We start from the raw sequence: 14,433 nt of genomic DNA on the forward strand, positions 1-14,433 counted from the left end.
ACCATTTAAGATTGTGGCTCAGGGTGTAGATCTGTGGGTGACATTGCAGTATCTCCTGTCGATGCTGGCTGAAATAACGCCTTAATATCTTCAATCATCAGATAGAGGCAGGGGATCAATACCAAGGTGACAACAGTCGCAAATAACACCCCAAAGGCCAAGGATACCGCCATAGGGATCACCATCTGCGCCTGCATGCTGGTTTCAGTCATGATGGGCACTAAGCCGATAAAGGTGGTCAGCGAGGTCAATAAAATGGCCCTAAAGCGACGACAGCCAGCATTGATCACCGCGACTTTCATCGCCACGCCGTTTTGGCGTGAGCGATTGATGTAATCCACCATCACCAAAGAGTCGTTAACCACCACCCCAGCGGCGGCAATAATCCCAAACAGTGACAAGGCACTTAAATCTATGCCTAAGATCATATGGCCCAGAACTGAGCCGATCACCCCAAAGGGGATCACCGACATGATCATAAAGGGTTGCAAGTACGACTTTAACGGCACGGCAAGCAAGCTGTAGATCACCAAGAGCGAAATGACAAAGTCCCGTAGCTGAGTACTGGCGCTTTCCATCTGCTCTTGAATATTACCGGACACTTCACTCTTCACTCTTGGGTATTGCTTCAATAGGTCAGGAATAAAGTTATCACGAATATCTTGCGCTAATTTAAAGGGTTCAGCCTGCGCAGCATCGACGGTAGCCCACACATTGATGGTGCGATTACCGTTTTCGCGGCGAATGCCATTCACCCCTTGAGTGACTTCGATTTCAGCCAGCTCTGACAATGGGATCTCAGCGCCTTGGGGCGTCTGGATCATCACCTCTGTCACATGGGTTATCGCATTACGCTGCGCCTCAGGATAGCGCAGCATCACCTTTATCTCCTCGCCGTTACGTAAAATCCGCTGCGCCTCCATACCATAGAAACTGGCACTCACTTGGGCGGCAATATCAGCTAACGTTAAGCCGACACTGTTAGCGAGGGGTTTAAGCTTAAACTGCACCTCTTTAGCACTGGATTGGCGGCTATCATTCACATCGCCGACCCCTTTTAAGGTGTTCAGTTTCGCTTTTAACGCCAAGGCCGCGGCGACTAGCTGCGCGTCATCTTTCCCCTCTAAACGAAAGCTAATGTCACCGTCATCACGGCCGCCACCAAATAAATTATCTTGTATGGTAAAGGACTTGACCCCGGCAATGGTGGGCATGGCTTGTCGCCAACGCTCGGCAAGGGCAAAGGTATCCATTGGCCTCAGTTCAGGGTCGACCAACTTGGTCATGATATTGGCACTGGTACGGCCTTCAAGGTCAACCTGCATATCGGCTATCATTTTTTGCCCATATTCGGCTTCTATGGCTTTATCCACATCATATAAGGCTTGTTCGATAGCGAGGGCGGCCGCCAGAGTTGCTTTCTCCGAGGCATCAACATTCATCTCAACATTCACCCGCGGGAAATCATGGGGGATCTTAGGCTGACCCACATAGCGGATAATGCCACCAGAGTAGAGCCCAGCGCAGATTAAGATAAAACTGATAAACAGCATGATGACGGCGTAGCGATACTTTACCGCTAAGGTTAATGATGGATGATACCAATGGCGTATCACATATTGTAAGCCGTTATCGACTCGAGATTGCAGCGCGTTGACGGCCAATCTAAGTAAGTCGAGCGGCTTTTTAGAGCCGGATTTAACAATGGTTTTAGGTTTCATGCGGGCTAAGTGTGCGGGTAAAATGAGCTTAGACTCCACCAGAGAGAATAGCAGACACAAGATCACCACATAGCCAATAGATTGGCCAAATGCCGACGAGGGGCCATTATCGAGCGTAATAGGCAAAAACGCCGCTATGGTGGTCAATACGCCAAAGGTGGCAGGCATGGCGACCCGTTTCACCCCGCGGATCACATTGTCGATATTTTGCCCATGCTTTTCACATTCGGTGTGGGCGCTTTCTCCCATCACAATGGCATCATCGACCACAATCCCCAGCACTAAGATAAAGGCAAAGAGGCTAATGACATTAATGGTGACATCGATCATCGCCATGGGCATAAATAATAATGTGCCAAGGAAACAGACCGGCAGCCCCATCATGACCCAAAACGCTAAACGTACCCGTAAAAACAGCGCCAGCATGATAAACACCAATACGGCGCCACTTTTCATGCTGTCGAGCATTAGGTTGAGCCTGCCCTCAAGGTAGTAGGTCATATCGACCCAGGTTTCTAGCTTGAGCCCTGCTGGCAAGGTTTGCTGTTTATCGTTAACGTATTGCTTAACGACTTTGGCCACATCTGTCATGCTCTGATCGTTGGATGCGCCAATAAAGAAAGTGACCGAGTTTTTGCCGTTAAATTTTGAGTATTGGATCCCTTCTTCAAAACCATCGATAACGGTGGCCACATCCCCAAGTAACACATTCGTGCCATCTTCTAAGGTGATCAGCGGCAGGTTTTCAAATTCATAGCCCACATACGCCTGATTTTGTACCCTAAGATTGATATAACCGTTTTCCGCTTTAATTTGCCCAGCGGACATATTGCGCGAATAACCGCGCACTGCGCTTGCGACATCGCTAAAGGTCAGGTTATATTCACGCAGCCTATCTTTGCTGACTTCGATGGCAACTTCATAGCCTAAACCGCCATAAAACTCAGTGATATTAACCAGCGGCAGTTGCATCAGCTCATCGTGAATTTTTTCGCCGAGTTCTTTTAACTGTTTAGGTGGAACGTCACCATACAAGCTGATGTAAAACACCTCTTGCCTTAACTTGATGCGCTCAACCCGTGGACGCTCCATGCCATCGGGAAAGCTGGAGATGGAGTCTATTTCAGATTTGATTTCATCGAGCACCACTTGTGGATCATAGGAGTCTTCGATACGAAAGTAACCCGATGCTGAATTACGGTTTGAATAGGTGATCACCCGTTTCAAGCCTTGAACCCGCTCGAGTGCCTCTTCTACTTTTATGGTGATCCCTTCTTCAACCTCCTGTGGCGCCGCCCCAGGATAGAAAGCACTGAATTGAACCCAGTTAATTTCCACTTGCGGGAAGAACTGTTTTCGAATGGTGTTGGCTGTCATTAAGCCACCCAGAATGATGATGATCATCAACAGATTGGCTGCCACGCTATTACGTGCAAACCAGGCAATGATGCCTTTATGAGTATCAGGCATCCAAATTATTCCTTATCGTCCATTGCCATTTGGGTAGGGGTGGCCTGAGGCGCATCAAGTTTTGGTTGCCTCGTTTCTAGTGCCAGTGCCATGCCTGCTATTGGGTAGTCGAGGGCAGAGGTGATCACTCTCATACCTGACTCAAGCCCCTCGCTTATGACAACTTGAGCCCCTTGTTCACGTAGCACCTGCACCTTTTGATATTTAAGTTGGTTATTATCATCGAGCAACGCAATTTTGTTATCGATAATAAGATGCCGTGCAACTGTCGTGACACTTTTGGCTTGGCGGCCTTTGATATTGGCTGTGATATAACTGCCAAAACGTAGCGGCTGCTTAGGCGATACCAAACCATAAGGGTCAACCACTTCAGCCACCAGATAGGTCATGCGACTACGGTCATCGATGACGCCCTCGCTGCGGACTATAGTGGCTTGCCATTGTTGTGGTAAGCCAGCGATTTCGCCTTTAAGGGTGACACTAGCACCTATGCCACGATCGTTAAGGTAGCGAACTTCTTTATCGGGTAGTGGCAAGCGGATCTCGGCTTTTTGGGTACTGAGTACATTGCCAAGTGCCGTGCCTGTACTGACATAAGAGCCAAGGCCGACGTGACGGCTTTCAATTAGGGCATCGTAGGGCGCTTTGATAATGGTGCGCTCGAGGTTGCGCTTGGCGCGCAAAACACCGGCTTCAGATGAATGCAGACGAGCTAACTCTTGTGCAAGCTGGGGCTTACGCAGACTTAGGGGAGTTGGGGCGCCATTTTCGATACGTTTCCACTCCTCTTCGGCGACTTTGCCAAAGGCTTTTTCTTGTACTAAGGTCGCCTTGGCCGATGCCAGCGTGGCCTCGGCATCAATTAACGCCGCCTCGTAATCACTAGGGTCAATCTTAGCCAGCACTTGGCCCTGTTTGACAAAGCCCCCACGAACAAAGGCATCGGCTAAATAAACGATTTCACCATTGACCTGAGATACCAATTCGGTTTCATATTTAGCCGAGACTATGCCATAAGAGTTAACAGCGAAGGTCAGCGGCTGCTTTTCAATAATATCGACCGATACCACAGGGGTAGTATCAACAGCGGGCTTCTCTTGCGGTGGCTGTTTCATCGATGCCATGATGGCGTATCCGCCAATCCCGGCGGCGAGCACGACAATAGGTAATATTATTTGTTTTTTACTTGCCACAAATGGCTTCCTCTTGTTGAAGCGAAGGTATGCTTATTTGTCGTCATACGGCCTCGATAAGGAGGCGATGATACGGACATGTTTAAGTTCAAGGTTGGAATGGTAGCCTAATGGCGCATTTGTTACAGCCTAATAATGTAAACAGGTATGTAACAATTAGGTAAACAACCGCTATTGGGCGGGATGCCACCTTGACAAGAATCGTAAGTTCAGTGTTATTGACCCAAGGCTCGCAGCCATAGTTTTGAAGCTGAACTCAATTAAAATTGAGCACTGACGGCAAGTCAATTGAGGGGCAACTTAGCAACATAACTTACAACAGCGCTAGTGCTTGGCGGGTCATCTTGTCACTAAAACGATGACGCTTATGGTGTGATGGCGCCCAACCCGCTAAGAAACGTTCAAAATCAGCCCAAGCAAAGGGGAGCAGTTGTTGCCATTCGTTGATAGCTGCGTTGATTTGAGCATCACTTAACATAGCGCTAGCTGACTTGCGAAATTGACTAAAGTAATATTCCATGAGCTCGTCATAATGTGTAAAGAGAATGGCTTCGTCCAAGCAACTGCCTAAGAGATAGATAACATCTTTTACACCGCAACCTTTACCCACATATTGAAAATCTAAGGCAGCAACACTCACACTTGCACCATGTTCAGCTGCATCAGGCTGAAAGCAAAAATTAGCCACTTTAGCATCGCCATGCACTAAGGTTTGAAATTGAGCTAGATTTAACCGCGCATCAATGGCTTGCGCAGCTTGTTTAAGCGCGCCGTCATCCATGGCGGTATATTCTTGCATTCGCGTGGCCAGATACCAGTAGGTGCCTTGAGGCCATAACCCTTCTGGCCACTCCTGTGCGGGATCCTGGATAATAAATTGGCCATGGAACGCCGCGAGCCAACTTAATACCGCCTTGGTCTGCGTAACCGTTAACGACTGATAACGCAGTGGATAGCCTGCAGCATCTAAGTCAGACAGTATCATGATCGACTCGTTAGTCTTGTCATCATGGTAATGGCCAATATAAGTTGGCATTGGCGTGGCTTGTCCGCATAAGTGCGACCAGTGTTGATACCAATGCGCTTCAACTTGATAGGAGCGCATCTTACGTTGGTGTGAATTAGCATTGTGCCATTGATAGGGATGGTCAACGTCAAGTGGTGGACAAATATGTTTCACAATCACACTGTGTCGCTTGGCGTTGAGCTGAACCTGATAGCGGGCGATTTCACCATAACCGCTCCATAAGGTTTGTAGACTCGCCACTTTAACCACTTGAGTGGCATCTAATGTCGACGCTAAATACTGGCAAATATCCAAAGCAGATGGCCATCTAAAAGAACAAGGGGGGATATTGTGGCAAAAACATTCTCTTGATAACAGAGGCACCAACGCGAAATCAGATAACATACTGGCTAGAATGAATGTCATAAGGCGTTTGTGTAACGCCCATAGTGTTAAACATGCAGACAAAAGAAGGAAGGAAATATGAGTCAACATGTAGTGATCACTGGTGCCAATCGTGGCATAGGATTAGGGTTTGTTAACCATTACCTCAAACAAGGTATGCGCGTCACGGCGTGTTGCCGTACGCCGCAACACGCCGATGCATTGCTGCGATTAAGTCAGCAGTATTCTCAATTAACCTTGACTAAATTAGATATCACCGTTAAAGCTGAGATGAATGCGTTTATTGATAGCCTTGCTGGTGAGCCAATCGATCTGCTGATTAATAATGCGGGTTACTATGGCCCTAAAGGGATTGCATTTGGCCATTGTGACGAGCAAGAGTGGCTTAAGGTGATGCAAGTTAATGCCATCGCCCCAATCATGCTGACGCAAGCCTGTTATCCGCTCTTAAAGCAAAGCAGGCAGAGTAAAGTGATTTTTATCTCCTCTAAAATGGGTAGTATTAGCGATAATAGTAGTGGCGGGGCATACCTGTATCGTTCATCTAAAGCGGCGCTTAATGCCGCGGTAAAAAGTCTCGCCATTGACTTACATGCTAACAGTATCGCCTGTGCTGTATATCACCCAGGCTGGGTACAAACCGCAATGGGAGGCCCTAATGCACTTATCAGTGTGGAAGAGTCTGTTGCGGGCTTAAGCCATTGTTTCGAAAAGCTTGTATTAGTAGACAGTGGTGGATTTTATAATTACGACGGCAGCACACTCCCTTGGTAAGGTCACTTTTGGCTTGCTACTGTGCTACTGGTTGCTGCGTTCGATAAGCCGTTAACGATAGGGCTTGATAACCTAATCGATTAATAAGTAATTGATTAGGTATTGTTAACGGTCTCAATTTGGTACAATTTAAGGCCGCATGCAAAGTCGATGAGATGTTGTATAATTTTTTATTGTCATTTTTGTAGGTTAAAACTCACTCATCGTAAAAAGGTCTGATTATGAAACATGTTGTAGATAAAATGCTCGATAAACATGATGGTTTAGTGCATTCAGAGGGGGTGAAAATTCTTTCTCATACTCAAAGAGAAACCAACGAGTGGGTACAACATACGGTAATGATAGAAGGCTGCGATGCTCCGTTTAAATTTAAGCGCACGAAAAAATACCGTAGTTTACAAGGACATAAGGTGAATATAACCTACTACCCTGAGGTTGAAACCGTGGCAGGACTTGAATTTGAAGTGATGAAAGTTGTGCGGATCAAACGCTTTTAAGCATCAATGGCATGCTATATCGTAAACTCATCTGTCAATTCAGCTTATACCTTACACTTTTTATCAGTTTTATAAGTGTCTCTCGTTCACGAAAAAATCAACATCAGCAATATCAATTAAGGTAATGAGACAAGCAAAATACTGAGCATTTTACCTTTCATAAAAGTCCTTGCTTGTTAGTACCCTGTTTAACGATTGAACTTCTCCTAATTGACACTATTCCCAGAAGTAAAAGTGTATTAAATGAATAAGAGAAAATGAAAAAGGAGCCATTAGGCTCCTTTTGCTGATCATTGACTTAGGTAATAATTATCGGTTAGTGAGACTTAATTATCACTTAGCATTCATTAAGGCAACGGCGTTATCTAGCATACGGTTGCTAAAGCCCCACTCGTTGTCGTACCAAGCCATGACTTTCACTAGACGACCATTAACGCGAGTCTGAGTTGCATCAAAGTTTGATGAGTAAGGATTGTGGTTAAAATCGATAGAAACCAAAGGTTCATGATTTACCGCTAAGACTTCACTCATTGGCGCAACACTTGCCGCTTTTTCAATGATGGCATTGATCTCTTCAACCGAGGTATCACGTGCTGCGATAAAAGACAGATCAACTAATGATACGTTAACCGTAGGCACGCGCACGGCGAGTCCGTCAAATTTGCCTGCTAACTCAGGTACCACAAGGCCAACAGCCGCCGCTGCACCCGTTTTAGTTGGGATCATCGACATAGCCGCAGCACGAGCACGACGTAAGTCTGTGTGATACACATCCGATAAACGTTGATCGTTGGTATAAGCATGGATAGTGGTCATCAAACCCGACTCGATACCAATCTCATCGTTTAATGGCTTAGCAAAAGGCGCTAGGCAGTTTGTGGTGCAAGAAGCATTAGAAATGACCGTCATATCTGCGGTGATTTCATTATTGTTAACACCATAGACGACAGTCGCGTCAACATTCTTCCCAGGAGCTGAAATAATCACTTTCTTGGCGCCTGCCGTTAGGTGTGGTTGTACCGCTTCTTTGGAAGTAAAGATACCTGTACATTCAAATACCACATCGATATTTAACTCTGCCCAAGGTAGTTTGCCTGGGTCGCGCTCAGAGAAGGTCAAGATTTTATCTTGGTTTACATAGATAGCTTCGTCATCATGCTCAACCTTGGCATTAAAGCGACCATGTACAGAGTCGTACTTGGTGAGATGAGCATTAATAGAAGCATCGCCTAAATCATTGATGGCAACGATCTGGATTGGATAGTTTTTGTCGCTTTCATAAAGCGCACGAAGTATGTTTCTACCGATACGGCCATAGCCGTTAATTGCAACGCGGATAGTCATCTCATATCCCTCAAGTAAATGTATAAAAGTAATCTGGTAGTAAAATTACCAAAATGACAGCTATCGTCAAGCAATATCAGCAATTATCGGTCAAATAGCGTAACAATTTTGCTGTTTCCTTTACAAAGATCAGGTTTTTTACAAAAGAGAGGTTCTTTTCTGTAAAAAAAATACTTTTAGCTCGGATAACGCGCCATGTCTCGGAAGTTACCTTAACAGCATTTACTGCCCACTTGGGTGTAATTGCTGTCGAATATCACTAGAAGCGTAGTCGCCCTGATTGAGATGCACAACCAAGGCTTGTGCTTGCTCGGTTAAGAGTGCCTCAACCTTAGCATTACCGTTGACTAAGGCACTCATTTTTTGCGCTGAAGCCTTATTATTGGTCATTAAGATGTTAGCTTTAGAAAACAGGTAGGTTTTCTCTAAATCGCCTTGTTGCTGGTAAATGCTGGCGAGTCCCAATAACCAGTCGGGATTAAACTGCTCAGGGCTGGTGGACGCTAACAAATCAAAATATAGCGCCATTGCCTTATTCACATCTGATTTTTGATAGTAGGCAGCCAACTGCGCCAATATTAACGGATCATTTATCTTACCCGCACGCTCAGCCTTAATCACTCGTGCTTGCGCCTTAGCATCGCTTAAACGCGTCCAGTGATAAAATGACAGATAGATATCTGGATTATTTTTTGTGGTAGCTTGCAGTTGCGAGAGGTTTTGTGCGCTGACACCAAAAGCTTTAGCGCGATCGTTAGTGCGCTCTGGGTGCAAAATATGCTCAACACCTGCAGCCAGTTCGATACATTTATTGTAGTTTTCTAGGTTGATCAGCTGTTGGTAAACTTGCTCGCCAGAGGGCGATGGGCTGTTTTTTAGCACATAGCGCTGTTTAATCAGGTCTGCTTTTTCATATTTACACCAACTGTCACGATGTAAATCGTCACAAAGTTCAGGATTATTTTTACAAATGGTGCTGGTATTAACGCCATTATCACAGCCAAAAAGGGTGAAAACGCTTAAAACCGACAATAATGGTGTAATGATTACAAACTTTATGCGCAAGCTGAGTTCCTCTGGTGATTTTATCTAATATTATTACATATTTACGGGAAATATCTTACTAGATCGTCAGCCTTGTTTTCATTACAATAGCGCCGACCAATAAGGGGATTTGGTACCGATAAGAGTAGATTATTGGGCTTTTCTCTTTGTTACTCAAATATTTCTACAAATAAAGTAGTTAAAGTGAGATAAAGGATCTGTAAATGACCGCTGATAAACACCTACAAAGTTGGCAAGAACGTTTTGAAATGGCAGAAGCGATGCAGCCTCTGTTGGGTAAGCTGTACCGTAATCAAGGTGTAGAAGTCGTGCTATACGGTAAACCCCTTCTTAATGCTTCGACTATTGAAATCATTAAATCCCATCGTTTAGTACGCCGTCATGTTGGCGAAAAACTCAGATTGCGTGAAAGCTTCCCATTTGTAGAAGCACTCAGCAAGCTTGCAGTAAAGCAATGCAAAGTTGATATCGGAAAATTAGCGGTCAACTACTGGCGTGAGCATCAGGATGCAAGTCAGATAGAAGCCTATATGAGCCAAGAACTGGCAAGCGCTATCGATCACGAAGATGATCAACAAGCACGTGATGTTGTGCTGTATGGTTTTGGTCGTATCGGACGTTTATTAGCACGCCTATTGATTGAAAGAACGGGCGTGAGCAACAAATTATGTTTGCGTGCTATCGTACTTCGTGGTGGCCGTAAAGGCGATTTAGAAAAACGTGCCAGCTTGTTACGTCGTGACTCAGTACATGGACCATTTAATGGTTCAGTAGAAGTTGATGAAGACAACAATGCTATTATTGCTAACGGCACTTATATTCAGGTTATTTACGCCAACTCGCCAGATGAAATTGATTACACCCAATATGGCATCAATAATGCCTTAGTTGTCGACAACACCGGTATTTGGAAAGATGAAGACGGTTTAGGTCTTCATCTTAAGTCGAAAGGCGCGGCAAAAGTATTGCTGACAGCTCCTGCGAAGGGCGCGATTAAGAATATCGTTTATGGCGTGAATGAGAATGATATCTTAGATGAGGACACTATCGTATCGGCGGCAAGCTGCACGACAAATGCGATAACACCAGTACTCAAAGCGGTCAATGACAAGTACGGCATTGTTAATGGTCACGTTGAAACGATCCACTCTTATACCAACGACCAAAATTTAATTGATAACTATCATAAAGCAGACCGTCGTGGCCGCAGCGCACCATTAAATATGGTGATCACCGAAACTGGTGCTGCGAAAGCAGTTGCTAAAGCGCTACCGATTTTGGCAGGTAAGTTAACAGGTAACGCCATTCGCGTGCCTACGCCCAATGTCTCGATGGCGATTATCAGCCTAAACCTCAATGGCGAAACCAATAAAGAAGATATGAACGAATATCTACGTAAAGTGGCCTTGTCATCTGAATTGCAAAACCAAGTTGATTTTACCGAGTCAACTGAGATTGTATCGTCAGACTTAGTTGGTTCACGTTACGCGGGCGTAGTTGATTCACAGGCCACCATTGCCGAAGGCAATCGTACTATCTTATATGTCTGGTATGACAATGAATTTGGCTACAGCTGCCAAGTTGTTGGCGTGATGCAAAAGATGTTGGGCTTACAATATCAGTCATTGCCTAACCTGTAACGTATCCGATTATGCATGATTATAAACGCCTGAGTCAGTGATTCAGGCGTTTTTTTATTCGCTTATCACCTAAATTGGTTAACAAAAAGTCACAACGAGCAATATTGCAGCAACCAGTTAATTAATCTCGATTATTACATAATTTAGCGTTGACTCTTGAGCGTAAATCGGTAGAATGCCATTCCGCAGTCAGGGGAAAGCTTCTTAAGTAGAACTTGATTGAGATTGAAAGCATTAAGACTTGCGACATTAGCTCAGTTGGTAGAGCGATACCTTGCCAAGGTATAGGTCATCGGTTCGAACCCGATATGTCGCTCCAATCTTTAGGGTTGGCCTTAACGCCTTCAATATAAGGCGCGATGGCAGAATGGCTATGCTGCGGATTGCAAATCCGTCGATCTCGGTTCGACTCCGGGTCGCGCCTCCACTTTAAGTTTTAGCGCAACAGCGATAAAACGCACACATTGCCCGTGTGGTGGAATCGGTAGACACAAGGGATTTAAAATCCCTCGCTGAATAAGCGTGCCAGTTCAAGTCTGGCCACGGGTACCATCTTAAGATGACAAAAAGGCCTCAACTAAGTTGAGGCCTTTTTGTTTTCGTCAATCTGCTTAGCCATTAAACGCGATATAAAACCGTGATAGAGTGTCATCGCTACGGTAATCCCCCCGAAAAATAACAGCTGTTAAAAGTAGAGTTTTCTCGTAAGTTAAACGCAGGAGGTTCTATATGAAAAAGTCGCGGTACACGGATAGTCAAATTATGACGATTTTGAAGCAAGCTGAAGCTGGTACGCCCGCACCTGAGCTTTGCCGAGAGCACGGTATGAGCAGTGCAACGTTTTATAAATGGCGTGCTAAATATGGGGGAATGGATGCATCACTCATGGCTCGGATGAAAGAGCTAGAAGATGAAAATAGGCGACTCAAAAAAATGTACGCAGAAGAGCGTCTTAAAGCTGAAATCATTCAGGAAGCTATGGCAAAAAAGTGGTAAAGCCCTGTGAGCGAAGAGAACTCGCTCAGTTTGCGGTGGCTAACCACAACATCAGTATTAGTAAGGCCTGCTCGGCTTTCTTTATCAGTGAGACATGCTTTCGTTATCAAGCAAAATTATCGGCGGAAAATACACAGATTTCAAATTGGCTAATTAAGCTGACCGAAGATGAAAATGATTGGGGCTTCGGTCTGTGCTTCGATTATTTACGTAATGTAAAAGGCAAGCCATGGAATCATAAGCGAGTGTACCGAATTTACTGTGAGCTAGCGCTGAACCTGCGTATTCGTCCAAGACGTCGACTCAAACGAAATGCACCGGAACCACTAAAAGAGCCGATAAAGCCTAACCAAGTATGGTCTGTCGACTTTATGCATGACCAGTTATCAGATGGTCGAAATTACCGATTATTTAATGTCATAGATGATTATCGGCGTGAAGCTTTAGTGATTGAACCAGGATTTTCACTTCCTGCAGTAAGGGTTATTAGAGCGCTAGAGCAGGTATTTGAGTATCGAGCTAAGCCAACAGTTATTCGCTGTGACAACGGCCCTGAGTTTATCAGTACTGAGTTTACAACGTGGGCTAAATGCCAGAATATTCGAATTGAATATATTCAACCAGGTAATCCACAACAAAACGCTTATATCGAACGGCATAACAAAACAATTCGGTACAGTTGGCTCAGCAAGTACCTGTTCGAATCAATTAAAGAGGTGCAGGACTATGCAACTAAGTGGTTATGGTTTTACAATCATGAAAGACCACATAAAGCTAATAACGGCAGGCCACCACTGATGGCTGCCTAACTTCTATTTTTAATTGCAGTTAAAAATGGGAGGATTACCCTACGCAATTAACCGAACGTGAAAATCTTACCCATATATTGCAATATCGATAGTTATTAAGCAGAAAAATGAGATAAACCCTATCGCAACGCAAAAAAACGGATGCTGATGAAAATCCGCTATGAAGCCGTCGTCGACAATGGTATAAATGGCGGCGAACTCCCTACATTTACTCTAATTTTTAGGAATGCTGTCATGATATTTAACCAGGTAGAACTGGCTCCAGCCGATCCCATTCTTGGCCTTACCGATGCTTTTAAAGCCGACCCACGTTCAGATAAAGTTAATTTGGGAGTAGGGATCTATAAGGATGAGTCAGGTCAAACTCCTATTCTTAAGTCGGTTAAATTAGCAGAGCAAAAACTGCTTGATAATGAAACAAGTAAAAGTTATCTCGGTATCGATGGCGTACAGGCTTATAACAGCGCGGTACAAACATTGCTTTTTGGTGAGCAACATCAAGTATTGCAACAACAACGTACCGTGACCGCTCAGGCGCCAGGCGGTACAGGTTCTCTGCGAGTGGCTGCTGAATTTGTGGCACGCAATACTGACTCTAATACCATTTGGGTGAGTAACCCAACCTGGGCCAACCACAACAATATTTTTCAGTCTGCCCAGCTGCAAGTAAAACAGTATCGTTATTATGATGCGCCAACTCATAGCATGGATTTTGACGCAATGCTGGCTGATTTAGCCACCGCCAAAGCTGGGGACTTAGTGCTGTTGCATGGCTGTTGTCATAACCCAACGGGTATCGATCTTAATCAGAACCAATGGCAAGCCGTTGCTGAGTTATGTTTACAAAAAGAATTAGTGCCCTTATTCGATTTTGCCTACCAAGGCTTTGGTGACGGTGTTGAAGAAGATGCCCAAGGGTTACGTTTGGTTGCCGATATCGTTCCTGAACTGATCGTGGCTAACTCATTTTCTAAAAACTTCGGCCTCTATAACGAACGTATTGGCGCTGTTACTTTGGTGGCGAAAGATCAAGACACAGCTAAAACTGCATTTAGCCAGGTGAAGAGCACTATTCGAGGTAACTATTCTAATCCTCCGGCTCATGGCGCGCTGATCGTAGCCACCATTTTGGGTGACAATGAATTAAGAGCTATGTGGGAAGTAGAGCTACAACAGATGCGTGAACGTATTGCTCAGATGCGGGTTCTGTTTGTTGATACTCTTAAAAGCGCTGGTGTTAGCCAAGATTTTAGCTTTATTTCGACGCAAAATGGCATGTTTAGCTTCTCTGGGCTGAACAAAGCCCAAGTCGAACGTCTACGTGACGAGTTTGGTATTTATATTGTCGGATCTGGCCGTATCAGTGTGGCGGGGATGACCCGTGACAATATGCCAGCAATCTGCAAGGCTATCGCGCAAGTGGTGTAAATTACAACGACGCTAATGTACTGATCACATGTGTTCTTCATAAAACGGTTATCGCCTTACGCGCTAACCGTTTTTTTAGTGCTTT

General features: G+C 44.9%; 10 protein-coding genes and 3 tRNA genes. 8 read left to right on the forward strand and 5 right to left on the reverse strand.

From position 1 onward, the window contains the following. Window positions 1-5 precede the first annotated feature (5 nt). From AC5YBX_RS08965 to AC5YBX_RS08975, 3 genes are all read right to left on the reverse strand, one after another. A complete protein-coding gene (locus AC5YBX_RS08965; RefSeq protein WP_494519125.1) occupies window positions 6-3,191 on the reverse strand; it encodes an efflux RND transporter permease subunit in 3,186 nt (1,061 codons plus the stop codon). A gap of 5 nt (window positions 3,192-3,196) precedes the next feature. Continuing rightward, the gene (locus AC5YBX_RS08970; RefSeq protein ID WP_494524778.1) at window positions 3,197-4,384 is read right to left on the reverse strand and encodes an efflux RND transporter periplasmic adaptor subunit; all 1,188 of its coding nucleotides are present in this window, start codon (window positions 4,382-4,384) and stop codon (window positions 3,197-3,199) included. A 313-nt stretch (window positions 4,385-4,697) separates the two neighbouring features. Next, window positions 4,698-5,705, reverse strand: a complete 1,008-nt coding sequence (locus tag AC5YBX_RS08975; RefSeq protein ID WP_494519123.1) for a phosphotransferase — start codon at window positions 5,703-5,705, stop codon at window positions 4,698-4,700. A gap of 168 nt (window positions 5,706-5,873) precedes the next feature. Here AC5YBX_RS08975 and AC5YBX_RS08980 point away from each other — a divergent pair, with 168 nt between their 5' ends. After that, window positions 5,874-6,569 carry an SDR family oxidoreductase gene (locus AC5YBX_RS08980; RefSeq protein ID WP_494519122.1) on the forward strand — a complete coding sequence of 232 codons (696 nt, stop codon included), beginning with the start codon at window positions 5,874-5,876 and terminating at the stop codon, window positions 6,567-6,569. 221 nt (window positions 6,570-6,790) lie between these two features. Next, window positions 6,791-7,066 carry a hypothetical protein gene (locus AC5YBX_RS08985; protein WP_494519121.1) on the forward strand — a complete coding sequence of 92 codons (276 nt, stop codon included), beginning with the start codon at window positions 6,791-6,793 and terminating at the stop codon, window positions 7,064-7,066. 333 nt (window positions 7,067-7,399) lie between these two features. On the opposite strand, the gene gap is transcribed toward AC5YBX_RS08985, so the two are convergent. Then, the gene (gap, locus tag AC5YBX_RS08990; protein WP_494519120.1) at window positions 7,400-8,410 is read right to left on the reverse strand and encodes a type I glyceraldehyde-3-phosphate dehydrogenase; all 1,011 of its coding nucleotides are present in this window, start codon (window positions 8,408-8,410) and stop codon (window positions 7,400-7,402) included. Between the two features lie 222 nt (window positions 8,411-8,632). Continuing rightward, window positions 8,633-9,475 (reverse strand): DUF2989 domain-containing protein, encoded by an 843-nt coding sequence (locus AC5YBX_RS08995; RefSeq protein WP_494519119.1) that lies wholly within the window; start codon window positions 9,473-9,475, stop codon window positions 8,633-8,635. A 203-nt stretch (window positions 9,476-9,678) separates the two neighbouring features. Here AC5YBX_RS08995 and AC5YBX_RS09000 point away from each other — a divergent pair, with 203 nt between their 5' ends. From AC5YBX_RS09000 to AC5YBX_RS09025, 6 genes are all read left to right on the forward strand, one after another. After that, entirely contained in the window at window positions 9,679-11,115 is a 1,437-nt protein-coding gene (locus AC5YBX_RS09000) for a glyceraldehyde-3-phosphate dehydrogenase (RefSeq protein WP_494519118.1), read from the forward strand. Between the two features lie 243 nt (window positions 11,116-11,358). Continuing rightward, window positions 11,359-11,434: transfer RNA gene (locus AC5YBX_RS09005), tRNA-Gly, on the forward strand. 34 nt (window positions 11,435-11,468) lie between these two features. Further along, window positions 11,469-11,542: transfer RNA gene (locus AC5YBX_RS09010), tRNA-Cys, on the forward strand. Window positions 11,543-11,581: 39 nt separating this feature from the next. Next, window positions 11,582-11,667, forward strand: a tRNA-Leu gene (locus AC5YBX_RS09015). A gap of 177 nt (window positions 11,668-11,844) precedes the next feature. Further along, window positions 11,845-12,920, forward strand: a protein-coding gene (locus AC5YBX_RS09020; protein WP_494523787.1) for an IS3 family transposase whose coding sequence is annotated in 2 segments (ribosomal slippage) — window positions 11,845-12,097 and window positions 12,097-12,920 — 1,077 coding nt in all. Because the reading frame shifts where the segments join, the coding sequence is not laid out codon by codon here. A gap of 234 nt (window positions 12,921-13,154) precedes the next feature. Beyond that, complete coding sequence (locus AC5YBX_RS09025) at window positions 13,155-14,348, forward strand: amino acid aminotransferase (RefSeq protein WP_494519117.1); 1,194 nt, start codon at window positions 13,155-13,157, stop codon at window positions 14,346-14,348. Window positions 14,349-14,433: the final 85 nt, after the last annotated feature.

The organism is Shewanella sp. 492, from assembly GCF_059338445.1.